The sequence below is a fragment of the Rhizobium sp. NLR10b genome (assembly GCF_019685435.1).
GTDB lineage: Bacteria > Pseudomonadota > Alphaproteobacteria > Rhizobiales > Rhizobiaceae > Rhizobium.
The window spans coordinates 40,663-66,449 of record NZ_JABDWV010000016.1 but is presented as its reverse complement, the minus strand read 5'-3'; the positions used below and the strand labels follow the sequence as shown (position 1 = coordinate 66,449).

Sequence of the window (25,787 nt, the reverse complement as noted above, 5' to 3'; positions counted from 1 at the left end):
CATGGTCGAACGCTCGCAGCCCTCGGCAAATTATCGCGGCTGGCCTGTCCTGACGGCGCTGACCATCGTCAGCCTGCCGCTGCTCTTGATGTATGTCTATCTCTTCCTCGACACCGTCACGGTGAAGCCGCCGGACGCCTTGTTGCCCTCCGGCTTGACGCTCAACCATTGGCGTTTCCTGTGGCAGACAACGGCGGGCAAGGCGAACATCTGGCACGTGACCCTGAATACGCTGCTGTTTTCGGCCTGCACCACCAGTCTGGTGCTGCTCGTCTCCTCGATGGCCGGTTATGTGCTGTCTCGGCTGAACGTGCCGGCACGCGGCTTCTTCCTTGCCGGCGTCATGGTGCTGCACGCCTTTCCGTCGGTAACGCTGATCATCGCCATCTTCATCGTGCTGCAGATGATCGGCCTCTATAACTCGCTGATCGGCGTCATCCTGGTGAAGGCGGCGATCGACCTGCCGCTCGGCATCTGGCTGATGAAGGGCTTCTACGATACCGTGCCCTGGGAAATCGAAATGGCCGGCGTCGTTGATGGCGCTTCGCGTTTCAGGGTCTGGCGCAGCCTGGTGCTGCCGCAGGTCAAGCCCGGCATCATGGCCCTCGGCCTGTTCTCCTTCCTCTCCGGCTGGGGCGAGTTCATCCTGCCGCAGGTGTTGGCGCCGGGCAATCAGGTGCAGGTGCTGTCGGTCTATCTCGCTGGCTTCCTCGCCGACGATAACAATTATGACTTCAACATGTTCAAGGCGGTCGGCCTCTTCTACCTGATTCCGGTGTTGATCGTTTACGCGCTCTTCAACAAATACCTCATGAACATCTACGGCGGCGGGAGCAAAGGTTGATGCGCATCCTCCTCGACAATTTCTCGAAGAGCTTCGGCTCCACCAAGGTCATCGAGAACATGCGGCTCGAAGTCGCCGGCGGCGAGATGCTGGCCTTGCTCGGACCGTCCGGCTGCGGCAAGTCAACGACGCTTTTTGCGGTCTGCGGCATTCACAGGCCGACCGGCGGGCGCATCCTCTTCGGCGAGCGGGATGTCACGGATCTCCCGAGCCAGGCCCGCAATGTCGGTGTCGTCTTCCAGTCCTATGCGCTCTACCCGCACATGACGGTTGCCGAAAACATCGGATTCCCCCTGAAGGTCAAGGGCATGCCTGCCGCCGAGATCCGCAAAGAGGTCGATCGCATCGCGACCCTCGTGCAGATCGGCAAGCTGATGGACCGGCGGCCGGCCGAGCTTTCCGGCGGCCAGCAGCAGCGCGTGGCGCTGGCCCGCGCGCTGATCCGCAAACCCGACGTGCTGCTGCTCGACGAGCCGCTCGCCAATCTCGACGCCAAGCTGCGCCTCGAAATGCGCTCGGAGATCCGCCGCCTGCAGCGAGAGACCGGCATCACCGCCATCCTCGTCACCCATGACCAGGTGGAGGCGATGAGCATGTGCGACCGCATCGCCATCATGAAGGAGGGCGAGATCGTCCAGATCGCCACACCGGCCGAGATGTACAACGATCCAAAGACCGCTTTCGTTGCCGGCTTCCTCGGTAATCCGCCGATCACCTTCCTGCGCGGCGTCATGGACAAGGGCGCCTTCGCAATCCCGGAAAGTGAGATCCGGGTCCCGTTGCCGAGAGCCATCGGCGCCGCCGAAGGCGCCAAGCTGATGCTCGGCGTCCGGCCGGAGCATTTTACGCCTGCGGGCGACGTCACCGTGTCCGGCAAGATCACCTTCGCCGAAACACAAGGCCGAGAAAACCTTTACGACGTGCGTGTTGCCGGCGGGCCGCTGCTGCGCTCGATCCAGCCGGCGCGCAACGATGTTCACGTCGGCGACGATGTCGCCTGGGGCATCGACAGCCGCGGCGTGTTCGTCTTCGACGAGAACGGAACGAGGCTCTGATGACCCGCGATTTTTCAGCCTTCTTCCAACGTTACGGCTGGCCGACGGCCAAGGGCCGGCTTCCCTTCTGCATCGGCCATCGCGGCGCCAGCGGCCACGAACGCGAAAACACCCTCGCCGCTTTCCGCCGCGCGGCCGAACTCGGCGCGGAGATGTGGGAGCTCGACACGCAGCTGACCGTTGACGGCGTGGTGGTCGTCTCGCATGACGACCATCTGCAGCGGGTCTATGGCATCGACAGACGTATATCGGAAATGACGGCGGCTGAGCTCGCCGGCCTTGACGGCGTCGACGTGCCGACCTTTTCGGAGGTCGCCGCTCTCGCCCGAGAGACCGGGACTGGCCTCTATGTCGAGCTCAAGGCGCCGGGGACGGGCATCCGATGCTGGCGGCACCTTGTCGAAATGAACCAGCGCTTTGCCTGCCTTGGTTCCTTCGATACCGCGCAGGTGCGCGAACTCAGGGACGCGGCCTGCGATTTTCCGCTCTCGGTGCTGATCCGTGTCGGCCACGATCCGCATGCTCTCGGTGAGGAGGCCCGCGCGGATATTCTGCATCTCTGCTGGGAGAGGGCAGGGGAGCGCCCGCAGGATCTGGTGACCGAGGCGCTGATGGCCCGCGCCTTCGAGGCTGGCCGCGAGATCGTGCTCTGGCACGAGGAGCGGCGGACCATTCTCGATGACCTCATGAAACTGCCGGTTCTCGGCATCTGCACCGATCTGCCCGATCTGATGCGGCCGCCTCCGATTAAGGAGAAAGCACTTGGCTGACAAGGACAAGGGGCCGCGCAAGGCAACCTCCTTCGACGTGGCGCGGGCGGCCGGCGTCTCGCGCGCTGCCGTGTCGCGCGCCTTCACGCCGGATGCCAGCGTTTCGCCGAAAACGCGCGAGAAGGTCTATCAGGCCGCCAAGCAACTCGGCTATCGAGTGAACTATCTTGCCCGAAGCCTCACCAACAAGCGCTCCGATCTCGTCGGTCTCGTTGCCGCCGGTTTCGACAACCCGTTCCGCACGCTGCAGATCGAGCATCTGTCTCGGGCGCTGCTCGCCCGTAACTTCCGCCCGATCCTGTTGCCGACCTCACAGGAGGCGGATACCTCGACGGTCATCGGCCAATTGCTGCATTACGCCGTGTCAGGCGTCATTGTCACATCCGACGCACCGCCGACCGAAATCTGCGAACAATGTGCGGCCGAAGGCGTGCCAATCGTACTGATCAACAAGGGCGACGACATTCCCTTGGTCGACCGTATCATTTCTGACGACCGCATGGCCGGGCATCTGGCAGCCAGCCACCTGATCGACAGCGGCGTGCGAAAGCCCGCCGTGATGGCTGCCCCGGCCAAATCCTATACCGCGCGACGTCGCAGCGAGACCTTCATCGCCGACTGCAAGCAGCTTGGCGTCGAGGCGCAGTTCCTGCAGGTCAGAATCAATGACTACCGGAGCGGTTATGATGCGGCGCCCGACCTGGCCGCATCCGGCATCGATGGGCTGTTCTGCGCCAATGACTACATGGCCTGCGGCGTGATCGATCGCATCATGCAAGGCAGGGGCCGCGACGAGGCGCCGCCGATCCCCATTATCGGCCATGACGACATTCCCCAGGCCGCTTGGACCGCCTACGACCTGACGACCATCCGCCAACCCTGTGACCTCCAGGCAGAACAGACCGTCGACCTGTTGATAAGCCGGATGGCCGAACCGGAGCTGACGGCGCGTGTCGAATTCACACCGGTGACATTGATAAAAAGAAGGACTGCCTGATGAACGCCGCATTCGACGCCGCTGCCATCCGCGCACGGGCGGAGGCCGCGATTACCGTTGCGCTCGAGGTCGGACGGGAGACGGCCGGGTTTCGGCGCGAGTCGGATCCCGGCACTCTTGCCGTCCAAAGCAAGGGATTGCAGGACTTCGTCACCATCGCCGACAGGAGGGCCGAGCAGGCGATCCGCCACGGGCTCATCTCGCGCTTTCCCGACGATACCTTCATGGGAGAGGAGAGCGGCGGGCAATCGGAAGGGGCCGGCACCTGGGTCGTCGATCCGATCGACGGCACGACCAACTATATCAGGGGCTTCCGCCACTGGGGCGTTTCGATCGCTTTTGTCGTCGGCGACAAGGTCGAGATCGGCGTCGTCTACGACGCTGCCGAGGACAAAGTATTTCACGCGGTACGCGGCGGCGGCGCCTTCAAGGATGGACTGGCGATCCATGCGGCGACGACTGCCGATCCGGCCAATGCGCTCGTCATTCTCGGTCATTCGCGCAAGACGAGCTTCGATGAGTATCTCGCGCTCTCCAAGCGACTTCATGAGCGCGGAATGGACTATCGCCGCATGGGCGCTGCCGCCCTCGACCTCCTTCGCGTCGCCGAAGGCGCGGCAGACCTCTATTACGAACGCCACCTCAATGCCTGGGACATGCTCGCAGGGGCGCTGATCGCCGAAGAGGCCGGCGCGATCGTGGCCATGCCGTCGGTCGATAAATCGCTTGCGCAAGGCGGACCGGTCATCGCCTATTCGCCGGGGCTTGCCGACGAATTCGCCTTCATCCTCGACATCGAAGGACTGGCACCCGTTACCCGTTAATGCGGCGGCGCCAGGCGCGCTCGGTCGCCGGCGCTTCGTCGGTGGTGATCTGATCCGGCTTGAGTGCCATCAGTGCCAAAAAATTCAGCCACTCCTCTTCGCTGAAGCCAGCCTCCGGCTGCTTCAGCGTGAAGGTCCAGGCATCGACGCGCTTGCCGTGGTCCTGGCAGAGCGCGATCATATCCAGCCCCTCTTTAGCGGCGTTGAGGATCAGCGGCCAGTGGAGATAGACCGTGTCCGGCTCGATCGGGCCGTTTAGATCGGCGCGCAATTCTGTTTCGACAGCTTTCCAGCCGCCGGCCTTCCTGATGTCGTAGAGCTTGTCGGTCGGATCGATGCCGCGCAGCAGATGCGGTAGCTTTTCCTTGACTGCCACGATGAGGTCGAGACTGCCGCCGCTGACAATCACCGAGGCGGCGATATTGCGGAAATGCCTGGCAAGATGCTCGATGCCGCGGGTGCCGACAGCTTCGTAATTGTCCTTCATATCGAATTGCAGCAATGCGGCCGGATGCGTTGCCCGCATCATATCGGCGAGATCCTCGCTGAGGATCAGCGGCCGGGTGCCGTCCTTCATCCTGGTATCGCGGAGGTCGGCAGCGTTCTTTGCAGCGATTGGTCCACGGCCCGTCGTCTCACCTTCAAGCTCCCTGTCGTGCAGCACGACGAAGCCGCCGTCGGCGCGCACGCGCAGATCGAGTTCCATCGAGGCGCCTGCCGCAAAACCCTCCGCCATCACCTCGGCGGAGAACAGGGGATCGGCAAACCGCTTGCGCAGCCGGTGCCATTTCAGACGGGTGCGATGCCCCTCATGCGAAATCTCCAGGCCTTTCGAATCCGCCAATCTCGTCATCTGCATCTAATCTCCGTGATGTCACTCTCCTGCCTTGCCAGGCCGCGATTATCAAGGGCCGAATATGACCTTCGCGACGAGATGCCGGCATGCCCCTTCCCTACGGTTCGATCACGTGAGGGGAACGGCCGCCGCAGCGCTCAGGCCTGGTTCTCGACCTCAAAGGCATCGCTTTGCCCCGGTACCAGTTCCAGCGGCCAAATGATGTTGCCGCCGCCATCCGGATAGAATTCGCGATAGGCCGGCATGTTGGCGAGCAGCATCTGGCCGAGCGCAATACCGAGATCGTAGAGCGACATGCGGAAGCAACTGAGCGAGGGTTGCAGGAAGCGGGCACGGGGGGCGTCGCGGAAGCCGATCACCGCGAGATCGCGGCCAGGCAAGACGCCCGATTCCCCCAGGCGTCGGTAAAGGCCGATCGCCATCAGCTCATAAATCAGGATGACTGCGGTCGACCGATCTTCAAGTTGCAGCAGTTCGTGCGCTGCCTGATACCCGCCTTGTTCGCTCGACTGGACGCGAATGACGAGCGACGGGTCAAAGGGAATGCCGTGCCGTTCGAGCGTGCGGCGATAGCTCTCGACAAAGACGTAGCCGAGGTTGACTTCGCTTGAGGGCGCCGTGATCGCGATCCGGCGATGGCCGCGCGCGACCAGCCTTTCGACAGCACCTTCGGCAACGCCTTCGAAATCGAGGTCGATCCAGGGAAAATTGCCGGCCGAAAGGCTGCGGCCGACGGCGGCGAAGGGAATCTTTGCTCGCGACAGAAGATTGATGCGCTGATCGATGCGCTGCGTGTTGGAGATGATCATCGCATCGACGACGCGCCGCGCCACCATGCGCTTCAGATATTCGCACGGATCCTCGTCGGCAGGGCAGGGGAGCATCAGGAGGTCGAGCTTGTGCCGGGCAAAAACATGCTGCAGGCCGCTTGTGACGCCGAGGAAGAAGTTATCGGCATTTTCCACTGCTTCCCGGCTCGCTTCGATCATCAGGCCGATGACCTTTGTCTCTCCTTGCCGGAGGCTTCGCCCCGACTGATTGGCGACATAGCCGAGCTCCTCGGCCGCCGCCAGCACGCGCCGGCGGGTTTCCTCGTTGACGTCAGGCTTGCCGTTCAGCGCACGGGAGACCGTGCCGATCGAGATATCCAGGTGCTCGGCAAGCTGGCGAATCCCTTTCATGGCTGACGCTTTTCCTCCGTCCGCATTTTCGCATTTTGCCTCTATTGACAGCGTAAAATGTTTTCGCCTACAGTCGTAAACGTTTACGGGATGCGTGTCACGAGGAGAGTTGGCGCCATTCCCTCGGAGGAAATCGTGAAATTCAGTGCCATTCTGTGCGGGTGCGGAGCTATGTCCAAAGGTTGGTTGCGCGCCATCGCGTCCCACCCTCAACTCGCCGACTCCATCGCCATCGTCGGCCTCGTCGACCTGAACCGGGAGACGGCGGAAAAGCTCGCCACCGAGTTCGGTCTGGAAGACGCCGTCATCGGCTCTGACCTGTCGGAGATGATTGCCGCCACGAAAGCCGATCTCGTCTTCGACATCGTCATTCCGCCCGCCCGGTATGATGTCGTTTCGACCGCGCTCAAGGCCGGCTGCCATGTGCTCAGCGAAAAGCCGATGGCGGCCTCGCTGGCCGAAGGCGCGGCGCTGATCGATCTCGCTGCAGAGACCGGCCGCATCCACGCCGTCATCCAGAACCGTCGCTTCATTTCGGGGGTCAGGCGCCTGCGCCGTTTCGTCGACAGTGGTGCGATCGGCGAACTCACCGCCATTCACTGCGATTTCTTCCTCGCGCCGCATTTCGGCGGCTTTCGCGAGGAGATGGACAATGTGCTGCTTCTCGATATGGCGATCCACACCTTCGATGCTGCCCGCTACGTCGCGGACAGGAAGCCGCTCGCCGTCTATTGCGTCGAGCGCAACCCGAAGGGTTCCTGGTACCGGCACGGCGCGTCGGCAAACGCAATCTTCGAATTTTCCGACGACATCGTCTTCACCTATCGCGGCTCCTGGTGTGCCGAAGGCGAGCGCACCAGCTGGGAAAGCCAGTGGCGTCTCGTCGGTTCGAAGGGAATGCTGACCTGGGACGGTGAGGAGAGCTTCAAGGCCGCCGTCGCCGGTGAAGAGCCCGGTCTTCTGCACGGCTTTGCTTCCGTAAACGTTCCCGGTCCGGAACACCACGAGGAAACCCACGGCCACGCCAGCGTCATCGCCGATTTCATCGCGGCGATCCGCACCGGCAAGCAGCCCGAGACCGTCAATTCCGACAACATCAGGAGCCTTGCCATGGTCTTCGGCGCGATCGAAAGCGCCAGGACCGGCCGGCGCATCGAAATTCAGCACAGGATGACGTGACGTGAGCAACCCTGCAAAATCCATTCGCATCGGCACCATGGTCAGCGGCAACAAGGGCGATGCCGCCCAGCGCATCGGTCAGATTGCCGACCTCGGCTTCGAAAGCTTCGAACCTTTCTTCTGGCAGACGACCAAGGGGCAGAACCTCGCCGAGCTCGGCAAGCGCTGCCTTGATGCGATCGGCGACCGCGACATCACCATCTCGACGCTCGGCATGTTCGGCAATCCGCTGGAAGAGAGCGCAATCGATCTCGAGACGCTGCAGGGCTGGAGGGATTGCATCGACAATGCCCATCATTTCGGCGCCACCTGCGTTGCCGGCTTCACCGGCCGCGTCCGCGGCAAGCCGCTGACCGACAGCCTGCCGCGCTATAGACAAATCTGGAGCGAGCTGGCCAAACGGGCGGCCGACAAGGGCGTCAAGATCGCTTTCGAGAATTGCGCCATGGACGGCAACTGGGCGAGCGGCGACTGGAATATCGCCCACAATCCGGATGCCTGGGAGCTGATCTTCAACGAAACGCCGGATGATCATATCGGGCTGGAATGGGAACCCTGCCATCAGATGGTCTATCTGATCGACCCCATGCCGCAGATCCGCAAATGGGCGCACAAGTTTTTCCACGTCCACGGCAAGGACGCGACCATCCGCTGGGAGGTCATCAAGGAACACGGCATCTTCGGCAAGGAGAAATTCGTCTTCATGCGCACGCCGGGCTTCGGCGACAGCAACTGGACCGACATCATCTCCGAGCTGCGCCTCGCCGGCTGGTCCGGCTCGATCGACATCGAAGGCTGGCACGACCCGGTCTATCGCGACGAGCTCGAAATGACTGGCCAGGTTCACGGGCTCAACTATCTGAAGAAGTGCCGGGGCGGAGATTTCATTGTTGATCCCTGATCAACCGACTAAAATGGAGCGCCGCCGGGCTGGGAGGCCCGGGGCGGGGCGCCATGACTGACTAACTCGTCTTTTCGCGGCGCAGCCGCTTTTTTGGGAGGAAGGCATGAAAAGAATTGCGACACTTGCGCTAGCGCTCGGCACGGCGATGCTGATGACATCGATCGGCCATGCCGAACAGAAGACCTTCAAGATATGGTGGTTCGAGGAGCCGACCACGGCTCAGGGCATTGTCTGGAAGAAGGCGCTCGAGGAGTTCAAGGCGAAACATCCGGACATCAACGTCAGCTTTGAGCAAAAGACATTTCAGCAGTTGCAGGCCTCGGGCGGCATGATCCTCAATTCCGATCAGGCCCCCGACGTGCTTGAGTACAATAAGGGCAATGCGACCGCTGGCCTGGTTGCAAGCCAGGGATTGCTGACCAATCTGGATGCCTACGTGAAGAAGGAGGGCTGGGACAAGATCCTTAACGAAGGCGATTTTGTCCTCAGCCGTTATGACGAAAAGGGAATCTATGGCTCTGGCCCTGTTTGGGGCGTTTCTGTCTTCGGCGAATATGTTTCGTGCTTCTACAATATTGACATGTTCGAAAAGGCAGGCCTCAAGCCGCCGACCACGCTTGAAGAGTGGGTCGCTGACTTGGAAGCCTTCAAGCAGAAAGGTCTGACGCCCCTCGCGCTCGGCGCCATCGACACCAGTGGCCAGCACTTGCTTGCCTCTCTCGCCTACACCAAGGCCGATGACGCCTGGATCCAGAATTATCAGGGTTTGAAGGCACCTCTCGACGGCGCGCCCTACCTCTATGCGGCCCAGACCTTGGTCGACTGGGTCAGCAAGGGCTACATCAGCAAGGACTCCACGGGCATGAAGGACCCGGATGCAGCTCTGCTCTTTACCTCGGGCAAAGCACCGATGTACGTCTCGGGCACGTGGAATCTCGGCACCTTTGCCTCGACCATCAAGGACTTCAAGTGGGGTCAGTTCGTGATTCCGACGCCGAAATATTCTGTCGGCTCGACAGGCAATCTCTGGGTCGTTCCCAAAAGTAGCAAGAATCCCGACCTCGCCGCCGAGTGGATCAGCCTGACCTTGTCGCCGAAGTACCAAGCTGAACTCGGCAATGCCGGCGGCGTCCCGATCGCCGCTGATCTTTCCGCCATCACCAATCCCATCGGTAAGAACGCCGCAGCGGTTTTCAAGCAGATCTCTGACAAAAACGGCCTCGGTTTCTATCCTGACTGGCCGGTCCCCGGCTACTACGACGTGCTCAATCAGAAAGACACTGGCCTTTTCCAGGGCAGTCTGACTGCGGAGCAGTTCGTCGAAGAGATCAAGCAGGTCTACGACGACGCGCAGGAGAACCAGTAGCGCGACCTTGAACGCTGGGCTGCGCCTCCGGCGCAGCCCATTGTGGTAGGCTGAAGGAAGAATGATATGGCTATATCCAGCCAGCGATCGAGCGACGGTTCACGAAGCTATAGCCTCTACCTCATCCCGGGGGTGATCGGCTTCATTCTGATCGTGCTCATACCGCAGCTCGCCAATATCGGGCTGAGCTTCACGGCATGGAAGGGCGTTGGCACGCCGCGACCGGTCGGCCTGCAGAACTATCATCGCCTGCTTACGGACGATCAATTCTGGGGATCGATGTATCACACGCTACTGTTCATCGTCTCGATGACCGTGATACCCGTGTGTATCGGCCTGGTGCTCGCCGCTCTGCTGTTCGACTACGTCAGGGACCAATTCGGGGAATGGGTTTCGAGCTTCTTCAGGGCCGGTTTTTACTTACCGCAGATTCTGCCCGTAACGGTCGCGGGCGTGCTCTGGGGCTGGATTCTCAATCCCGTCGGTGTCATCAACATCACGCTGAAGGCCATCGGCCTTGATAACCTCGCCCAGAACTGGATCGGCGATGCGACATACGCGCTTGCTGCCGTCTCGCTCGTCATTGTCTGGATACAGGTCGGCTACTGTCTGGTGGTTTTCATGGCCGGTCTTTCGCGCATCGACCCTTCCCTCTACGAGGCTGCCGAGCTCGATGGCGCAAACTGGTGGAGCCGGCTGGTGACGATCACCATTCCGCTCCTGGCGCCGGAGATTTTCGTCGTTGTGCTGACCACACTGATCGCAGCGCTTAAAGTCTTTGCGCCAATTTTTGTCATCACCGCCGGCGGCCCCGACAATTCCACCCTCGTGCCATCCTATCTGACTTACTACCACTTCTTCACAACACAACGCGTCGGCTATGCCGCAGCCATCGCGGTCGTGCAGACGACCCTGACGATCGCTTTGGCCGTGATTTTCCTACGTTTCCAGTCCCAGCAGGAGGCGAAGGAGTAGATCATGGCTTACTCAGTTCTCAGCGACGGTACCACCAAGGCAAAAGCGACCGCACCTGCCGATCGCGCCCGACGCGATCCCATGCGGTGGGTGGTGCTGGCCATCCTTATTCTGCTCCTCGCCTTTACGCTCTTTCCCTTTTTCCTTGCTCTGCTCAACGCCGTCAAGGCGAGCGCCGAATACGCGGTCGGCGGACCGCTTTCGATTCCTCGGTCGATCGATCTCACGGCGATCGAGAAATTCTGGACGGTGTCTGATTTCGGCCGCAAGCTGCTCAACAGCGTGGTGATCAGTCTGGCTGTATCGGTGTTGGGGGTACTGATAAGCCTGTTCAACGCCTATGCGATAGGGGTCGGCAAGGTGCCGGGTTCGCGCGTGATTTTGGTGGTCTTTCTTCTCGGCATTATGGTGCCGCAGGAGTCCATCATTTACCCGCTTTACTACATGGCGAAAGCGAGCGGCCTCTATGATACGCAGCTTTCCGTGATCATCATTTTCGCGGTCCTGCAAAGCGCTTTCGGGACTTACCTGCTCTCGACCGTGCTGAGTACCTTTCCCAAGGAAATCCTCGAAGCGGCAGAGATGGATGGCTCGACCCATTGGAAAACGCTGTGGTTTGTCGTCGTCCCGATGCTGAGGCCGACGCTCATGGTCCTGGGAACCTTCTTTTTCATTTGGACTTGGAACGAATTCTTGATCCCGCTCGTCATGTTGGTATCGAATAACAACCAGACGGTCTCGGTCGCCATGGGCCTCACCCGCGGTCAGAACATGTCGGACCCGGTGCTGCAGGCCTCGGCGGCTTTCCTGGGTATAATACCGACCGTGATCTTCTTCTTGATCTTCCAGCGCACGCTGACGCGCGGCATCGCCGCTGGAGCAGTCAAGTGACGACGTTTTTCACCCTTGACCATCTCATCGGTCCCGGTTGGGGACCTGCAAGGTTTTCGGTATGAGCCAGGACATCCAAATCGAACTCTCGGGCGTCGAGAAGCACTACGGCGCCTTTCACGCGCTTAAGAACGTCAACCTATCAATTCCCAAGGGCACATTCGTGGCGCTGGTCGGTCCGTCAGGATGCGGCAAGTCGACGTTGCTCCGTTCGCTTGCCGGGCTGGAAAAAATTACCGGCGGCACGCTGAAGATTGCCGGCAAGGTGATGAACGACGTGCCGCCGCGAGCACGCGATATCGCCATGGTTTTTCAGAGTTACGCCCTCTATCCGCATATGACGGTGGAACAGAACCTGACCTACTCGCTGAAGATGCACCGCGTCCCCAAGGCTGAGGCAAAACAGAAAGCCGAGGAGGTCGCTGCCATCACCGGCCTTTCCAGACTGCTCGACCGTTATCCGCGCCAGCTTTCCGGGGGCCAACGACAGCGCGTCGCCATGGGCCGCGCAATTATCCGCAACCCCCAAGCCTTCCTGTTCGACGAGCCGCTTTCCAACCTTGATGCCGCGTTGCGTGTCTCGATGCGCAAGGAAATCCGGGCGTTGCATGACCGGCTGAACGCCACCTTCGTCTACGTCACGCATGACCAGGTCGAAGCGATGACGATGGCCGACCATGTCGTGGTGATGCGCGACGGCATCATCGAACAGCAGGGCGCGCCGCTTGACCTTTACGACCGGCCGGCGAACCGGTTCGTCGCCGGGTTCATCGGTTCTCCGGCGATGAATTTCATTCCAGCGATCGCCGCCGAAGACGGCAAGAGCCTGGTATTGGATTTCGGCGCGGTAAAACAGAAGCTTGCACTGGCACGCGCGATCGAACCTGGACGCAAGCTCGTCGCCGGCATCCGGCCGGAGCATATCGAGGTTGTCGCGCCCGGGCAGGGCAGCTTCGACGTGCCGATCGCCTTCGTCGAATCCACGGGCTCCTCGACCTTCATCGTCGCGGCGACGCAGCCGGAACTGACGATCGTCGAGACGCGGCGCGACAAGGTCAGACCAGGAGAGATGATCGGACTTTCGGTCGATCCGGCCCAGGTCCATCTTTTTGACGCATCGACCGAGCGCCTGATATAAGACCTGTCGGGCGCGGGCAGCTTCATAAAACCATCATCGGTCTCTGCGAAGGGAGTGGCTCCGCACGATTCACTTCGTTCATATCTACAGCATCCGGATTTTTTTCATGGCATCCTCCCCGACTTCAGCGCGCCTTTCCCCGAACGCGTCGCCCCGCCTCATCGTGCTTGCCGAAACGGTGTTGAAGGCGGGCGAGACGGCCCGGGCTTCCCTGCGGCGGCGGACATCCGGGGAAATACTGGCCAAGGCGCCGCGCGATTATCAGACTGAAATCGATGTCGCCATCGAGCGTATCATCGTCGATGAGATGGCCAAGGCTTTCCCTGAATATGCCATCCAGGGCGAGGAGGCCGTCGGTAACCGCACGGCTGGGCCGGAGACCCCGATTATCTACATCGACCCGATCGACGGCACGACCAATTACGCCTGGGGCGTTCCGCATTTCGGTATGACGATTTCAATTGCCGAAGGCGGCCGACTGGTCGCCGGTGTCGTCTACGATGCCATGCTCGATGAACTGTTCAGCGCCGAGATCGGCGGCGGCGCCTATCTCAATGGCGAGCGCATCCGCTGCGCCGATGTCGCCGACATCGAAAACGTGCTGATCGGCGCCGGGCTGCCCATTCCCGGCCAGGTGAAGGCGGTTGCGGAGGAGACCTATTTCGATGCCATCAAACGCCTGATGGCCAACACGGCGGGCGTGCGCCGCCTGGGCTCGGCGGCGCTGTCGATCGCCTATGTCGCCTGCGGCCGGCTGGACGGCTTTTTCGAGGATGGGCTCTCGATCCATGATTTCGGCGCTTCGGCGCTGATGGTCGAAGAGGCCGGCGGCATCGTCACGCGGTTTTCCGGCGCTGAAGTCGACGGGCGCGGCGATATCCTCGCGGCCAGCAAGGCGCTGCATCCCTGGCTCAAGGAAGGCTTCCTGGTCAACGCGTGAACCAGGCCGGTCGCCGGACTCGAGATATGGAAATCTAAGGTGCGAGACACTATCTCTCGGGAAACAAGGAGACACCCAATGACCGAAGAACGTGCAGTGCTCGCCGGCGGCTGCTTCTGGGGCATGCAGGACCTCATCCGCCGCTATAATGGCGTTATTTCGACCCGCGTCGGCTATACCGGCGGCGATGTGCCGAATGCCACCTACCGCAACCACGGCACCCATGCCGAGGCGATCGAGATCATCTTCGACCCCGCCCGGATCAGCTATCGCGAAATCCTCGAATTCTTCTTCCAGATCCATGATCCGAGCACGCGCAACCGCCAGGGCAACGACGTCGGCACGAGCTATCGCTCGGCGATCTTCTACACCAGCCCGGAGCAGGAGCGTGTCGCCCGCGATACGATCGCCGATGTCGACGCGTCCGGCTTGTGGCCCGGCAAGGTCGTCACTGAGGTCGTGCCGGTGAGCGATTTCTGGGAGGCCGAGCCAGAGCATCAGGATTATCTGGAACGGATTCCGAACGGCTATACCTGCCATTTCATCCGGCCCGGCTGGAAGCTGCCGGCCCGCCAGAAGATTGCCTGACGCAATTGGCGCATGCATGCCGGAAACAATGCCGGCATGCATGGCGCGTCCAGCCGCTCGGCAGGCGGGTCAGAACCCGGTGCGATCGGCAATGATACGCACCATTTCGTCGATGTCCCGATCGTGAATTTCGTGCCCGCCACCAACAAGCCGGTGCAGCTCAGCGCTCGGCGCGACACGGGTGAAGGCCTCTCCGTGTTCGATCGGGAAGAGCGGATCCGACGTCCCGTGAATTACGAGAACCGGCACATCGATACCGGACGCATGCAACGTGGCGGCGCCATCCTCGCTCAACAGCATGAAATGGTTGATCGCGCTGACAAAGGACGCGGCGCGGCTCATGTCGCGTGCGATGAGGGCGGTTGCCGCCTCGGCATCGTGCGGATGCCTGGTGCCGGCCAGCATGGCTGAATCGCGGCGCAGGAAATCGGCGATGGTCCCAAGATCCGACCAGTCGAGACTTTCGGCAGCGGCGGAATGTTCCTTGTAAGCTTTGGTCGAAGAAGGCAGGCCGTCGACTCCGACCGGCGACGAGCTGATCACGGTAAGTGTCCGCACGCGCCGGCGGTGGCGCAATGCGGCCTCTTGCGCCACGAAACCGCCCATCGACATGCCCACCAGATGCGCGGCCTCAATTCCATAACCGTCGAGAACGGCGATGGCGTCGTCGGCCAGATCGCTAAACGAATAGTCCGGCTCGCCCGGCGGATAACACGTGGAAAGGCCGGTGTCGCGCTGGTCGTAGCGGATCACGTAGCGCCCTTGTGCGGCGAGTTCCTCGCAGAACCTTTCCGGCCACCACAGCATCGAAGACATCACCCCCATGATCAACAATACGGGCGGGTGGGCCGGATCGCCGAAGGCCTGGGTGTGCAGTTGCACATTTTCGAATGCGACGATCTTTTCGGGAGTTGACCCGGTCATTTCCATACCCATCTTTCCGATTGCAATTCGCAACCAGTCTTCATCTTGCATAACTGATCCTCATATGCAATCTGTTTTGGCACGCGAATCCCCATCAGACTGAAGATTGATCCTCGAACAAAGCAAAGTGAGTGTTATGGCGTTGGATCGTGCCGACTTTTACGACGCGGAATTGGCGAGACACAATCGGCACCTGCGTATTGCTGCCGGCGTTGCCCCCGGTGACCTGGTGCTCGATATCGGCTGCGGCGCGGGACAGACGACGCGCGAGGCCGCCCGCGCCGCGCCGCAAGGAAAAGCGGTCGGAGTGGATACATCAGCCGAGATGCTCGAAGTCGCAAGGCGACGGAGTGCTGCGGAAGGTTTGCGAAATGTGGTATTCGAGCAGGCAGACGCGCAATTCCATGCCTTTCCGGCTGCCGGCTTCGACCTCTGCATCAGCCGGTTCGGCGTGATGTTTTTTGCCGATCCGGCGGCGGCATTTGCCAATATCGGCAGGGCGATGCGTCCGGGCGCCCGCCTTGTGTGGATGGTGTGGCAAAGCCGGGAGCATAACGAGTGGTCTGGCGCCATCCGGCAGGCCCTGGCGCCCGCAACTACGGTTTCGGCAGGTGGTCCCAATCCGTTTTCGCTTGGCAATCCTCCCATTGCGAAGGACCTTTTGAGTACCGCAGGTTTTACGTCGATCGATTTTGCCGACGTGCGAGAGCCGGTCTTCTATGGACCGGACGTCGATGCGGCGTCCGAGGCGCTCGCCGGCCTTTATCTTGTGAAGGACGCGCTCGCACGCACCGATGAGCCGCCCGGCAAACCGCTGCAGCGTCTGCGCGATTTGCTGGCGGCGCATATGGCGCCGGAGGGTGTGTTTTTCGACTCCCGCGCCTGGATCATCACAGCCCGCCGCGCGACGAGATAGCGCGCAGGCGTCGTCGCGTCTCAATAGCGCGGCGCGTAATCCAGACCACCATCGATCCGGGCCGGACGCCCGTCCAGGAAAAGCTCGCCGATGCGCGGCGCCGAGCGGACGATAACCTTGCCGCGGCGGATCACGGCCAGTCGGTTCGGCTTCAGCCGCAGCGCTTCCAGCGTATCGCGCGCCTGGAGGATGACGAGGTCGGCGTTGCATCCCTTCTCCAGGCCGTAACCTGAAAGGCCCATCGTCTTTGCCGAGTTGACCGTCAGGGCATCGAAGATCTTCTTCTTGTCTTCGATGCCGGCCATCTGCGCGACATGGATCGCCATATGGCCGACCTCCAGCATGTCGCCTGATCCCATCGAATACCACGGGTCCATGACGCAATCATGCCCGAAGGAAACGTTGAGCCCGGCATCCATCAACTCCCTCACGCGGGTCATGCCACGGCGTTTCGGATAGGTATCGTGCCGGCCTTGCAGCATGATGTTGATCAGCGGATTGGGGATGACGTTGATCTTAGCCTCTGCCATCAGCGGGATGAGCTTGGAAACATAATAATTGTCCATCGAATGCATCGAGGTCAGATGCGAGCCAGCGACACGTCCCTGCAGTCCGAAGCGGATGGTTTGCGCGGCCAGCGTCTCGATATGGCGCGAGAGCGGATCGTCGGTTTCGTCGCAATGCATGTCGACCGGCAGGCCGCGATCGGCGGCGATACGGCAGAGCGCCTCGACCGAGGCCGTCCCTTCGCCCATCGTCCGTTCGAAGTGCGGAATGCCGCCGACGATGTCGACGCCCATGTCGAGAGCACGGTTGAGCGCGTCGATCGCGCCCGGCGAGCGGTAATAGCCGTCTTGCGGGAAGGCGACCAATTGCAGGTCGATATAGGGCGCGACCCTCTCGCGGACCTCGATCATCGCCTCGACCGTCACCAGCCTGGGATCGCTGGTATCGACATGGCTGCGGATGAAAAGCAGGCCTTGCGTCACCGCCAGATCGCAATAGCGCAGAGCGCGATCGACCAGTTCTTCCCTCGTCACGATGGGGCGCAGCTCGCCCCAAAGTGCGATGCCTTCGAGCAGCGTGCCGGAGACGTTCATGCGCGGCAGGCCGAGCGACAGGGTGGCGTCCATATGAAAATGCGGATCGACGAAAGGCGGGCTGATCAGCCTGCCGGTTGCATCGATTTCTTCGCCAGCCTGCGCCTGGAGATTGGGCTCGACGGCAAAGATCCTGCCGCCCTCGATGCCGATATCGATGCCGGTGCGGCCATCGGGGAGATTTGCGTTTCTGACGATCAGATCGAACATCGGAGCCTCGTTGGATGTGGACGGTCTCAGCGCTCGCCGCGGCGGTAGGGCTGCATCAGCGCCTGCGGAACGCGGGCGCGGCGGGCCATGACGGCAAGCGCGGCGATGGAGAGAATATAGGGCGTCATCAGGAAGAGCTGATAGGGCACAAGCCCGCTCAGCACGGTTTGCAGCCGAAGCTGAAAGGCATCGAAGAACGCGAAGAGCAGGGCGCCGAAAAGCGCCCGGCCCGGCCGCCAGGAGGCGAAGACGACGAGCGCGATGCAGATCCATCCGCGCCCCTGCACCATGGTCGGGAAGAAGCTGTTGAACGCCGACAAGGTCAGGAAGGCGCCGCCCATTCCCATCAGCGCGCTGCCGGCGATGACCGCGCCGTAACGCACCTTCATCGGATTGACGCCCTGGGCTTCCGCAGCATGCGGGTTTTCGCCGGTCATGCGGATCGCAAGCCCCATGGGCGTGCGGAAGATGATGTAGGCCATCAACAGGGCGATCAGGATCGCAAGATAGGTCGGCGCGGTCTGCGTGAAGAAGGCCGGGCCGATGAAAGGCAGCGTCGAGAGGCCGGGAATGGCGATCGGCTGGAACGGCACGATGGTCGGCGGCGTATTGGCAAGCGGCACGATCAGCCGGAAGACATAATAACTGAAGCTCGATGCAAAGAGCGTGACGCCGAGACCGGAGACATGCTGCGAGAGGCCGAGCGTCACCGTCAGCCCCGCATGCAGCAGACCGAAGACGCCGCCGGCGATCGCAGCAATCAGCAGGCCGGTCCAGAGATCGGCGCCATGATAGACGGAAAGCCAGCCGATCATCGCGCCGAAGGTCATGATGCCTTCGATGCCGAGATTGAGCACACCCGCCCGTTCACAGAGCAGGGCGCCGAGCGTGCCGAAAATCAGCGGCGTGGCGATCCGCAGGATTGCCGCCCAGAGGCCGGCGGAGGCGATGATATCGAACAGCTGCATCATCGCCGGATCCTGTACTGGGTGAAGAACAACGCGATCAGCATCGTCAGCAGCGACAGCGCCACTGTGACATCGGCGATATAGGTCGGGATGCCGAGACCCCGGCTCATGCCGTCGGCGCCCACGAACATGGTGGCCGTGAAAATGGCGGCGAAGACGACACCGAGCGGATTGAGATTGGCAAGCATCGCCACCACGATGCCGGCGTAGCCGAAACCGGGCGACAGATCGGTCGTCACGTAACCCTTGACGCCCATCACCTCGATCGCGCCTGCAAGCCCCGCAAGCCCGCCCGAGAGGCAGGCGACCTTCACCAGCGTTCTGCCGAGGGGCACACCTGCGAAGACCGCGCCGGCGGGATTGAGGCCCGCAGCGCGGGACTGCATGCCGAACACCGTACGGGACTGAACGAAATGGACGACGACGGCAAGAACGATGGCGATCGCAAAGCCGATATGCAGGCGCGAGCGGGCGATCAGCTTCGGCAGCATGGCGTGATCGCTGACGGATTGCGACTGCGGCCAGCCGAAAGCGAGCGGATCCTTGAGAACCCCGTCGATCAGCATCGACACGAAAAGCACGGCGATGAAGTTGATGAGCAGGCTGGTGACGACCTCATCGACGGAAAAGCGCAGCCTGAGCCATAGCGGAACCAGGATCAGCACCATGCCGGCGATGGCGCCGATCAGCAGCAGGAGCGGGACGAGGATGGGCGCGGGAAGATTGCCCAGCAGTTTCGAACTTGCTGCCGCAACGGCAATGGCGCCGAGATAGAACTGGCCCTCGGCGCCAATATTCCAGAGCCGCGCCCGGAAGGCGACGGCGGCAGCAAGCCCGGTCAGCATCAGCGGCGTTGCCCGTGTCAGCGTTTCGGTCGCCGAAAGCCGCGAACCGAAGGCGCCGGTCAGAATGCGCCAATAGGCGTCGAGAACAGGTGCGCCGGCGATCGAGATCAAGATGCCCGCCAGCGCCAGCGCCGCGATGATGGCGATGACGGGGGTGGCGATCAGCAGGTAAAGCGGGCGGTGCTCGCGGCGCTCAAATCGCATGATCGGCCTCGCGGGTCTCTTGCCATTCGCCGGCCATCATCAGCCCCAGCCTGCGGGCGTCGGCGCCATCGGCGTCGACGGGCGGCGACAGCCGGCCGCCGACGATCGCCTGTATGCGGTCTGCAAGCGCAATCACCTCGTCAAGATCCTCCGAGATCAGCAGCACCGCAGTCCCCTGCCGACGAGCTTCCAGCAGGCGCGCATGCACGGCGGCAACCGCACCTTCATCGAGGCCGCGCGCAGGCTGCGCCGCGATCAGGATGCGCGGCCGCCGATATAGACTGCGCCCGAGAATGAGCTTTTGCATATTGCCGCCGGACAGCAGCCGCGCGCGGGTTGCCGGGCCGCCGCCGCGAACGTCGAAGCCGTCGATGATCTCGCGGGCAAAGGCCATGCCGGCCTTGCGGTTGACGAGCCCGCGGCGCGAGAAGGTGGGCGAAGCGATGCGCTCCAGCACCGCATTTTCCCAGATGGCCATTTCGCCGATCACGCCCTCATGGTTGCGGTCCTCGGGAATGCGGCCAATGCCGGCTTCGACGACATCGGCGACGCCGAGATGACCGACCGCTTCCCCGAACAGCCTGAGGTCGCCGCCGCTGCGCGCCAGCGTGCCGGACAGAAGGCGCGCCAACGCCGTCTGGCCATTGCCCGAAACGCCGATGATGCCGAGGATTTCGCCCTGATGCAGCCGAAAGCTGACCGATTTCAGCCGATCGACGCCGCCGGTGCGCACCGTCACGCCGTCCGCTTCGAGGGCAATGGCCCCGGGTGTCGACGGCTCGCGCACGGGCCGTGTGACGCGCCGCCCGACCATCAGTTCGGCGAGTTCCGCCTTGCCGGTTTCCGCTGACCTGCGTTCGGCGACCATCTTGCCGCCGCGTAAGACGACGATGCGGTCGGCCGCAGCCATGACCTCATCGAGCTTGTGCGAGATAAAGATCAACGACAGGCCCTGGCGGGCCATTTCCTTCAGCGTCGTGAACAGCCGCTCGGCCTCGATGTTGGTCAGCACCGCCGTCGGCTCGTCGAGGATGAGGATGCGGGCGTCGTTGTAGAGCGCCTTGAGGATTTCCACTCGCTGCTGCTCGCCGACCGACAGATCGCCAAGGCGAGCGTCGGGATCAACCGTGAGGCCGAAGCGCTCGGAAATGGCAAGGAGCTTCTTGCGCGCCGCTGACGTTGCCGAACGCCAGGACCATAGTCCCTCCGTGCCGGTCATGACATTTTCAAGGACCGTCAGATTGGGGGCGAGCGAGAAATGCTGGTGCACCATGCCGACGCCGGCGCGGATTGCCGCGCGCGGCTTTCCCTGCGGCAGCTCGGCGCCGTCGATTAGAATTCGGCCGGCATCCGGCACGTAATGGCCGAAAAGGATACTCATCAGCGTGGTCTTGCCGGCACCGTTCTCGCCGAGCAGGGCCACGATCTCGCCCTTGGCGAGGGTCATGGAAATATCGTCATTGGCGAGATTGGCGCCGAAGCGTTTGCTGACGCCGACAATCTCGAGAACAGACCCGGTCATGACAACAATCCCGCCACCGGAAACCGGTGCTGCCATCGCCCCTCGGCCTCCAGGCGTGCGGCAAGCGACAGAAGGCGTGGCTCGTGGCCCATAGGCGCCAAGAGCTGCAGCGGCAGCGGCATAGCCTGTTGATCCTGTCCGAAAGGGAGCGTCAAAGCAGGAAAACCCGAAATATTGGCCAGGCAGGCAAGCGGCGCGAATGCCGCCATTCGTTCGAGATGCAGTTCCGTGTCGGCATGATCGGACGGAAAGGAGCCGATCGCAAGGGGCGCGGCGGCGAGCATCGGCATCAGGATGCAATCGACCCTGTCGAACAGTGACCAGAGACGATGGCTCACCAGGACGGCGTCGCTCAGGGTGTTCCAGAGCATAATGGCCGACAGTGCCCGCCCGCGCGCCGCGAAAGCCTGCGTGAGAGGCTCGGCCCTGCTTTCATCGAGCACTGCCGCCTCGATGAGCGCGGCGAGGTTGACGGAAACGATATCGGCGAAGGCGCGGCTGCTGGCGATGACGCTCCATTCGAAGTCGGTCCAGGCGAGCGGGACGACGACATGTCCATCGTTCTCGAGCACGCGCACCGCCGCCTCGACGGCTGTGAGCCGATCGCCCTCGGTCGGGTAGGCCGACCCAGTATCGGTCAGCAGGCCGATCCGCAAACGGCCAGCGCCGGTATCGACAGGGGAGGGATCCGCAACAGGGCCGCGCGCATGACCGGTCAGCCGGCTGAAAATCAGTGCCGTATCCCGCACCGAGCGGCAGACCGCGAGTTCGCTGGCGATGCCGGCGAGGTGGTTGCCGAAGGATGGTCCGCCCGGAACGGCGCCGCGGGTCGGCTTCAGTCCGACGAGGCCGCAACAGGCGGCCGGCACCCGGATCGAGCCGCCGGCGTCGGTGGCATGGGCGATCGCGACGATCCCGGCCGCAACCGCCGCCGCAGCGCCGCCGGAGGAGCCGCCGGCGGTGCGGGCCGGATCGAGCGGATTGCGGCAGACAGGCCCGATTGCCGGTTCGCTGGCGAGCGAAAGGCCGAATTCCGGGCTCGTCGTCAAGCCGAACAGGCAGAAGCCAGCATCGCGGAACCGAGAAGCAAGATCGGAATCGGCTTCGCCGCCCTTTCGTTCGAAGAGGCGAGAACCAGCCGTCACCGGCAACCCGGCAAAGGGGCCGCCAAGATCTTTCGCCAAGGTCGGCACGCCGGGAAAGGGCCGGGCGGCAAAATCGCCGGGCGCGCTCTGCCGCTCCCGATCGCAGGCGTGCGCCGCGGCGAAACCCATGGCGGCATCGAGATAGGCGATCGCGCCGAGCGACTCATGCCGTGCGGCGGCCTCGAGGGAGATCTGCAACGCTTCTGCAGCACTCAGGCTGCCATGCCTGATCGCTGCCGCCAGTTCCGTCGCATCGCCCTGCATGGGGCGAACTACTTCGGCTCTTCCATCAACTTCGGAACTTCGAAGGTGCCGGCCTTGATCTCCGCCCGCTTGGCTTCCATCGCGGCCTCCGCCTCGGCAGGCGCCACGCCCTTGACGAAGACGATATCGCTGCCGCCTTCCTTCATCAGGCCGTAAGGCGTGTAGTTCCTCCCGACTGGTTTGCCGGCAGCGACATCGGCGATCGCGGCATTGAGGATCGGGCGGAAATACCACATGGCGTTGGCAAACACCGTATCCGGATAACGCGGCGTGTAATCGACCAGCGAGCCGACCGACTTGATGCCGCGTTCCTTGGCAGCGTCGGCCGTGCCGATGCGCTCGCCGAACAGGATGTCGGCGCCGGCGTCGATCTGGGCAAGACCGGCTTCACGGGCCTTCGGCGGATCGAAAAAGGTGCCGATGAACGAGACGAGGTGCTTGGCATTGGGGTTGACCGCCTTGACGCCCGCGGCAAAGGCGTTGATCAGCATATTGACCTCGGGGATCGGAATGGCGCCGACCGAACCGACGATGTTCGACTTGGTCATCTTGCCCGCCAGCATGCCGGCGAGATAGGCGCCGTCATGGTTCCAGGTGCCGAAGACGCCAAAATTGTCGCCGGCCTGCTCGCCGCTTGAACCCAGCACGAAAGCGGTATCGGGATAATCGGCCGCGACCTGCCGCGCCTCCTTTTCCACCGCATAGGCCTCGCCGATAATCAGCTTGTTGCCCTGTTCGGCATATTCACGCATGGCGCGGGGATAATCGGTGCCGGAGACGCCCTCGGAGAAGACATATTCGATGACGCCGTCCTTGGCCGCATCCTGGAGGGCCTTGTGCAGACAGGAGTTCCAGGCATTTTCAACCGGCGACGCATGGATGCCGGCAACTTTCAACGGCGCAGCAGCCCTTGCCAGCGGGGCGAAGCCGCTGACGCCAAGCGCAATGCCCGATGCGATGACTGCCCGGCGTGAAATCAGGATGTCTTTGGTCATTGATTGCTCCCCTTTTTTTACCATTTGGTTCAAAAATCATAGCAACGCCCAAAAATGTGTCAAGCAACGAATGAGCTTAAAAATCAGGCTGATCGGTCGCCACGACCTGGCTGAAAGAACGAGATATGGCAGGGCTGCACGCGCGGTGCCGCCGTGCTTCTCGGGCCGGGTTTGCAGGGCTTGGCGCGACGACTCCGGCAGGCTATGCATAGATCAATTGGGTTGGGGACATTGAAATGGGTGAAGAAGAAGACGCCTCGGGGCGGCCGATCGCGAGCCGGTCGTCGTCCTGGCCGGTCGCGCTCGTCCGTCGCCTTCTCGTGCTGTTCGTCCGGATCATGGTCGGCGCCCGAAGCGAGTGGCGGGGCTGTACGCCCGACCCCCGCCGCCGCATCTATTTCGCCAATCACAACAGCCATGTCGATACCGTTGCCGTCATGGCTGCGCTGCCGTGGCCGGTGCGGCGGCTGACCCACCCGGTCGCGGCGCGCGATTACTGGGGAACGAGCGCTTTTCGGCGTTTCATTGCCGAGAAAGGCCTGCGCGCCGTCCTGATAGACCGCAAGCCTCTGCCCGAGAGCAACCCCTTGGAGCCGGTCGAGCGCCTGCTCGAGGAGGGGCGCTCGGTCCTGATCTTCCCGGAAGGCACGAGAAGCGCCAGCGAGGAGATCGCCCCGTTCCGCAGCGGCATCTATCGCCTTGCCTGCCGTTTCCCCGATGTCGATCTCGTGCCGATCCATCTCGACAATCTTCAGCGCATCCTGCCGAAGGGAAGCTGGCTCATCGTGCCGATCACCTGCACGGCGCGCTTCGGCAAGCCGCTGCGCATCGAACCGGGCGAAGCAAAGGACGTGTTCCTGGCCCGCGCCCGTGCAGCAGTCATCGAGTTGGCGGACGGAAAGCACATCGCATGAGCAGCTTTTTCTCCATCGTGCTTGCCGCAATCCTCGGTCTGCTGGCGGTCGCCTCGGCCATCGGCTTCATCCTTCAGCGGCGCGCGACCGAGCCCGGATCCGTCGCGACCGTCCACAATCTCAATGCCCGAATCCGCTCCTGGTGGATCATGGTGGCAATATTCGGCGGTGCGATACTGCTCGGCGATACTGCGGTGGTCGTCCTCTTCGCATTCCTGTCCTTCATGGCGCTTCGCGAATTCTGGACGCTGACGCCATCGCGGCGCGGCGATCACCTGGCGCTGTTCCTGTCCTTCTTCGTCGTGCTGCCGGTGCACTATGTGCTACTCGGGACACTCTGGTACGGCCTCTTCGCGATCTTCATCCCGGTCTATGCCTTCCTGATCCTGCCAGCAGTGGCGACTTTGACAGGCGACGTCAACGAATTCCTGGCGCGCACCGCCAGGGTGCAATGGGGATTGATGCTGACAGTCTATTCGATCAGCCATGCTCCCGCACTTCTGATGCTGCAGACCGGCACGCCCTCGGCCCTTCTCCTGGTCTATCTCGTCATCGTCGTGCAGCTCAGCGACGTCTTCCAATATGTCTGGGGCAAGCTTCTCGGAAAACATCGTTTCTCGCCGAATATCAGCCCATCGAAAACGCTCGAAGGCCTCTTCGGCGGCGGCGCCTCGGCCATCCTTGTCGGAACGCTGCTCTATCGCCTGACGCCGTTCTCGCCGCTGCAGGCGGCGGCCGTCAGCACGGTCATCGTCGTCGCGGGCTTCTTCGGCGGCTTCGTACTCTCGGCGATCAAGCGCGACCTCAACGCCAAGGACTGGGGTTATGTAATCGAGGGTCACGGCGGCGTGCTCGACCGCTTGGACTCTATCACCTTCGCCGCGCCGCTGTTCTTCCACATCGTCCGCTACTGGTACACAACCTGAAGAGACGCACGTGGCCAATTTCTAAAGCCGGTCGATATTCTGGAGACTATCGAACAGCCGTTGCTGGACCTCGCGCTCCTGGCGGCTGATCGCCGTCATGAGCTTGCTCATCGTTCCTCGCAGGCCGTGGAGCTGGTCGACCAGGTTCATGACGACGTCGACGCCGGCCTCGTTGACACCCATATTGCCGATGAGATCGAGGATGAGCTGGGCACGGGCGACGTCAACTTCGCGAAACTGCCGCCCTCCGCTCGACGTCTCCGGGATCAGCCAGCCGTGTTCGATCCAGAAGTCGAGCTGGACGACATCGATTTTCAAGTAAAGACGGAATTCGAGATCATCCATG

At 62.3% G+C, this 25,787-nt stretch carries 26 protein-coding genes; 16 read left to right on the top strand and 10 right to left on the bottom strand.

Annotated elements, in window-relative coordinates; translation table 11 throughout:
- Position 1 precedes the first annotated feature (1 nt).
- Genes HJB91_RS24205 through HJB91_RS24185 form a run of 5 tightly spaced genes read left to right on the top strand, consistent with a single transcriptional unit; the run spans position 2 to position 4,490 of the window.
- Positions 2-844 carry a carbohydrate ABC transporter permease gene (locus tag HJB91_RS24205; protein ID WP_221147525.1) on the top strand — a complete coding sequence of 281 codons (843 nt, stop codon included), beginning with the start codon at positions 2-4 and terminating at the stop codon, positions 842-844.
- Positions 844-1,899, top strand: coding sequence for an ABC transporter ATP-binding protein (locus tag HJB91_RS24200; protein ID WP_221147524.1), 1,056 nt, complete (start codon positions 844-846; stop codon positions 1,897-1,899). Before HJB91_RS24205 ends, HJB91_RS24200 begins: the two co-directional genes overlap by 1 nt.
- Positions 1,899-2,669, top strand: coding sequence for a glycerophosphodiester phosphodiesterase (locus HJB91_RS24195; RefSeq protein ID WP_210633609.1), 771 nt, complete (start codon positions 1,899-1,901; stop codon positions 2,667-2,669). Before HJB91_RS24200 ends, HJB91_RS24195 begins: the two co-directional genes overlap by 1 nt.
- Positions 2,662-3,666, top strand: coding sequence for a LacI family DNA-binding transcriptional regulator (locus tag HJB91_RS24190; RefSeq protein WP_221156004.1), 1,005 nt, complete (start codon positions 2,662-2,664; stop codon positions 3,664-3,666). Before HJB91_RS24195 ends, HJB91_RS24190 begins: the two co-directional genes overlap by 8 nt.
- Complete coding sequence (locus tag HJB91_RS24185) at positions 3,666-4,490, top strand: inositol monophosphatase family protein (RefSeq protein WP_221156003.1); 825 nt, start codon at positions 3,666-3,668, stop codon at positions 4,488-4,490. Before HJB91_RS24190 ends, HJB91_RS24185 begins: the two co-directional genes overlap by 1 nt.
- Here HJB91_RS24185 and HJB91_RS24180 read toward each other — a convergent pair.
- Positions 4,480-5,349, bottom strand: a complete 870-nt coding sequence (locus tag HJB91_RS24180; RefSeq protein WP_221156002.1) for a glycerophosphodiester phosphodiesterase family protein — start codon at positions 5,347-5,349, stop codon at positions 4,480-4,482. The genes HJB91_RS24185 and HJB91_RS24180 overlap by 11 nt on opposite strands.
- 134 nt (positions 5,350-5,483) lie before the next feature.
- On the bottom strand, positions 5,484-6,527 hold the full coding sequence (locus HJB91_RS24175; RefSeq protein WP_221156001.1) for a substrate-binding domain-containing protein: 1,044 nt from the start codon (positions 6,525-6,527) through the stop codon (positions 5,484-5,486).
- Between the two features lie 135 nt (positions 6,528-6,662).
- Between HJB91_RS24175 and HJB91_RS24170 the strand changes: the two genes are divergently transcribed.
- The 8 genes from HJB91_RS24170 (at position 6,663) to msrA (ending at position 14,508) form a co-directional block, all read left to right on the top strand.
- On the top strand, positions 6,663-7,706 hold the full coding sequence (locus tag HJB91_RS24170; protein WP_210633600.1) for a Gfo/Idh/MocA family protein: 1,044 nt from the start codon (positions 6,663-6,665) through the stop codon (positions 7,704-7,706).
- Between the two features lies 1 nt (position 7,707).
- Complete coding sequence (locus HJB91_RS24165) at positions 7,708-8,607, top strand: sugar phosphate isomerase/epimerase (RefSeq protein WP_210633598.1); 900 nt, start codon at positions 7,708-7,710, stop codon at positions 8,605-8,607.
- Between the two features lie 106 nt (positions 8,608-8,713).
- The gene (locus tag HJB91_RS24160) at positions 8,714-9,976 is read left to right on the top strand and encodes an ABC transporter substrate-binding protein (RefSeq protein ID WP_011427579.1); all 1,263 of its coding nucleotides are present in this window, start codon (positions 8,714-8,716) and stop codon (positions 9,974-9,976) included.
- A gap of 66 nt (positions 9,977-10,042) precedes the next feature.
- Positions 10,043-10,951, top strand: coding sequence for a carbohydrate ABC transporter permease (locus HJB91_RS24155; RefSeq protein ID WP_210633596.1), 909 nt, complete (start codon positions 10,043-10,045; stop codon positions 10,949-10,951).
- 3 nt (positions 10,952-10,954) lie between these two features.
- Positions 10,955-11,842 carry a carbohydrate ABC transporter permease gene (locus tag HJB91_RS24150; RefSeq protein ID WP_210633594.1) on the top strand — a complete coding sequence of 296 codons (888 nt, stop codon included), beginning with the start codon at positions 10,955-10,957 and terminating at the stop codon, positions 11,840-11,842.
- A 61-nt stretch (positions 11,843-11,903) separates the two neighbouring features.
- Positions 11,904-12,980, top strand: a complete 1,077-nt coding sequence (locus HJB91_RS24145) for an ABC transporter ATP-binding protein (protein ID WP_221147519.1) — start codon at positions 11,904-11,906, stop codon at positions 12,978-12,980.
- Between the two features lie 106 nt (positions 12,981-13,086).
- Positions 13,087-13,920: an inositol monophosphatase family protein gene (locus tag HJB91_RS24140; protein ID WP_221147518.1), complete on the top strand. Its 834-nt coding sequence runs from the start codon at positions 13,087-13,089 to the stop codon at positions 13,918-13,920.
- Between the two features lie 78 nt (positions 13,921-13,998).
- On the top strand, positions 13,999-14,508 hold the full coding sequence (gene msrA, locus HJB91_RS24135; protein ID WP_210633589.1) for a peptide-methionine (S)-S-oxide reductase MsrA: 510 nt from the start codon (positions 13,999-14,001) through the stop codon (positions 14,506-14,508).
- Between the two features lie 69 nt (positions 14,509-14,577).
- Here msrA and HJB91_RS24130 read toward each other — a convergent pair whose 3' ends face one another.
- Positions 14,578-15,438, bottom strand: coding sequence for an alpha/beta fold hydrolase (locus tag HJB91_RS24130; protein WP_221156042.1), 861 nt, complete (start codon positions 15,436-15,438; stop codon positions 14,578-14,580).
- A gap of 130 nt (positions 15,439-15,568) precedes the next feature.
- Between HJB91_RS24130 and HJB91_RS24125 the strand changes: the two genes are divergently transcribed.
- Entirely contained in the window at positions 15,569-16,348 is a 780-nt protein-coding gene (locus HJB91_RS24125) for a class I SAM-dependent methyltransferase (RefSeq protein ID WP_210633586.1), read from the top strand.
- Between the two features lie 20 nt (positions 16,349-16,368).
- Here the strand turns inward: HJB91_RS24125 and HJB91_RS24120 are convergent, their stop codons facing one another.
- Genes HJB91_RS24120 through HJB91_RS24095 form a run of 6 tightly spaced genes read right to left on the bottom strand, consistent with a single transcriptional unit; the run spans position 16,369 to position 23,601 of the window.
- On the bottom strand, positions 16,369-17,658 hold the full coding sequence (locus HJB91_RS24120) for an amidohydrolase family protein (RefSeq protein ID WP_210633585.1): 1,290 nt from the start codon (positions 17,656-17,658) through the stop codon (positions 16,369-16,371).
- A 26-nt stretch (positions 17,659-17,684) separates the two neighbouring features.
- Entirely contained in the window at positions 17,685-18,629 is a 945-nt protein-coding gene (locus HJB91_RS24115; RefSeq protein WP_221147516.1) for an ABC transporter permease, read from the bottom strand.
- Positions 18,626-19,675, bottom strand: coding sequence for an ABC transporter permease (locus HJB91_RS24110; RefSeq protein WP_221147515.1), 1,050 nt, complete (start codon positions 19,673-19,675; stop codon positions 18,626-18,628). The genes HJB91_RS24115 and HJB91_RS24110 overlap by 4 nt, the downstream gene beginning before the upstream one ends.
- A complete protein-coding gene (locus HJB91_RS24105) occupies positions 19,665-21,197 on the bottom strand; it encodes an ABC transporter ATP-binding protein (RefSeq protein WP_221156000.1) in 1,533 nt (510 codons plus the stop codon). The genes HJB91_RS24110 and HJB91_RS24105 overlap by 11 nt, the downstream gene beginning before the upstream one ends.
- Entirely contained in the window at positions 21,194-22,606 is a 1,413-nt protein-coding gene (locus HJB91_RS24100; protein ID WP_221155999.1) for an amidase, read from the bottom strand. The genes HJB91_RS24105 and HJB91_RS24100 overlap by 4 nt, the downstream gene beginning before the upstream one ends.
- Positions 22,607-22,614: 8 nt before the next feature.
- Positions 22,615-23,601 carry a BMP family protein gene (locus HJB91_RS24095; RefSeq protein ID WP_221155998.1) on the bottom strand — a complete coding sequence of 329 codons (987 nt, stop codon included), beginning with the start codon at positions 23,599-23,601 and terminating at the stop codon, positions 22,615-22,617.
- 236 nt (positions 23,602-23,837) lie between these two features.
- Between HJB91_RS24095 and HJB91_RS24090 the strand changes: the two genes are divergently transcribed.
- Both HJB91_RS24090 and HJB91_RS24085 read left to right on the top strand, forming a co-directional pair.
- Positions 23,838-24,515 (top strand): 1-acyl-sn-glycerol-3-phosphate acyltransferase, encoded by a 678-nt coding sequence (locus tag HJB91_RS24090; protein WP_247241822.1) that lies wholly within the window; start codon positions 23,838-23,840, stop codon positions 24,513-24,515.
- Positions 24,512-25,441: a phosphatidate cytidylyltransferase gene (locus HJB91_RS24085; RefSeq protein WP_210633579.1), complete on the top strand. Its 930-nt coding sequence runs from the start codon at positions 24,512-24,514 to the stop codon at positions 25,439-25,441. The genes HJB91_RS24090 and HJB91_RS24085 overlap by 4 nt, the downstream gene beginning before the upstream one ends.
- Before the next feature lie 21 nt (positions 25,442-25,462).
- On the opposite strand, the gene HJB91_RS24080 is transcribed toward HJB91_RS24085, so the two are convergent.
- A complete protein-coding gene (locus tag HJB91_RS24080; protein ID WP_210633578.1) occupies positions 25,463-25,786 on the bottom strand; it encodes a chaperone modulator CbpM in 324 nt (107 codons plus the stop codon).
- Between the last annotated feature and the right edge of the window lies 1 nt (position 25,787).

What these genes read in the sequence shown, in the direction of transcription:
- HJB91_RS24205 (WP_221147525.1), top strand. Translation starts at nt 2, where the DNA reads ATGGTCGAACGCTCGCAGCCCTCGGCAAATTATCGCGGCTGGCCTGTC.
- HJB91_RS24200 (WP_221147524.1), top strand. Translation starts at nt 844, where the DNA reads ATGCGCATCCTCCTCGACAATTTCTCGAAGAGCTTCGGCTCCACCAAG.
- HJB91_RS24195 (WP_210633609.1), top strand. Translation starts at nt 1,899, where the DNA reads ATGACCCGCGATTTTTCAGCCTTCTTCCAACGTTACGGCTGGCCGACG.
- HJB91_RS24185 (WP_221156003.1), top strand. Translation starts at nt 3,666, where the DNA reads ATGAACGCCGCATTCGACGCCGCTGCCATCCGCGCACGGGCGGAGGCC.
- HJB91_RS24180 (WP_221156002.1), bottom strand. Translation starts at nt 5,349, where the DNA reads ATGCAGATGACGAGATTGGCGGATTCGAAAGGCCTGGAGATTTCGCAT.
- HJB91_RS24175 (WP_221156001.1), bottom strand. Translation starts at nt 6,527, where the DNA reads ATGAAAGGGATTCGCCAGCTTGCCGAGCACCTGGATATCTCGATCGGC.
- HJB91_RS24160 (WP_011427579.1), top strand. Translation starts at nt 8,714, where the DNA reads ATGAAAAGAATTGCGACACTTGCGCTAGCGCTCGGCACGGCGATGCTG.
- HJB91_RS24155 (WP_210633596.1), top strand. Translation starts at nt 10,043, where the DNA reads ATGGCTATATCCAGCCAGCGATCGAGCGACGGTTCACGAAGCTATAGC.
- HJB91_RS24150 (WP_210633594.1), top strand. Translation starts at nt 10,955, where the DNA reads ATGGCTTACTCAGTTCTCAGCGACGGTACCACCAAGGCAAAAGCGACC.
- HJB91_RS24145 (WP_221147519.1), top strand. Translation starts at nt 11,904, where the DNA reads ATGAGCCAGGACATCCAAATCGAACTCTCGGGCGTCGAGAAGCACTAC.
- HJB91_RS24140 (WP_221147518.1), top strand. Translation starts at nt 13,087, where the DNA reads ATGGCATCCTCCCCGACTTCAGCGCGCCTTTCCCCGAACGCGTCGCCC.
- msrA (WP_210633589.1), top strand. Translation starts at nt 13,999, where the DNA reads ATGACCGAAGAACGTGCAGTGCTCGCCGGCGGCTGCTTCTGGGGCATG.
- HJB91_RS24130 (WP_221156042.1), bottom strand. Translation starts at nt 15,438, where the DNA reads ATGGAAATGACCGGGTCAACTCCCGAAAAGATCGTCGCATTCGAAAAT.
- HJB91_RS24125 (WP_210633586.1), top strand. Translation starts at nt 15,569, where the DNA reads ATGGCGTTGGATCGTGCCGACTTTTACGACGCGGAATTGGCGAGACAC.
- HJB91_RS24120 (WP_210633585.1), bottom strand. Translation starts at nt 17,658, where the DNA reads ATGTTCGATCTGATCGTCAGAAACGCAAATCTCCCCGATGGCCGCACC.
- HJB91_RS24115 (WP_221147516.1), bottom strand. Translation starts at nt 18,629, where the DNA reads ATGATGCAGCTGTTCGATATCATCGCCTCCGCCGGCCTCTGGGCGGCA.
- HJB91_RS24110 (WP_221147515.1), bottom strand. Translation starts at nt 19,675, where the DNA reads ATGCGATTTGAGCGCCGCGAGCACCGCCCGCTTTACCTGCTGATCGCC.
- HJB91_RS24105 (WP_221156000.1), bottom strand. Translation starts at nt 21,197, where the DNA reads ATGACCGGGTCTGTTCTCGAGATTGTCGGCGTCAGCAAACGCTTCGGC.
- HJB91_RS24100 (WP_221155999.1), bottom strand. Translation starts at nt 22,606, where the DNA reads ATGCAGGGCGATGCGACGGAACTGGCGGCAGCGATCAGGCATGGCAGC.
- HJB91_RS24095 (WP_221155998.1), bottom strand. Translation starts at nt 23,601, where the DNA reads ATGACCAAAGACATCCTGATTTCACGCCGGGCAGTCATCGCATCGGGC.
- HJB91_RS24090 (WP_247241822.1), top strand. Translation starts at nt 23,838, where the DNA reads ATGGGTGAAGAAGAAGACGCCTCGGGGCGGCCGATCGCGAGCCGGTCG.
- HJB91_RS24085 (WP_210633579.1), top strand. Translation starts at nt 24,512, where the DNA reads ATGAGCAGCTTTTTCTCCATCGTGCTTGCCGCAATCCTCGGTCTGCTG.
- HJB91_RS24080 (WP_210633578.1), bottom strand. Translation starts at nt 25,786, where the DNA reads ATGGATGATCTCGAATTCCGTCTTTACTTGAAAATCGATGTCGTCCAG.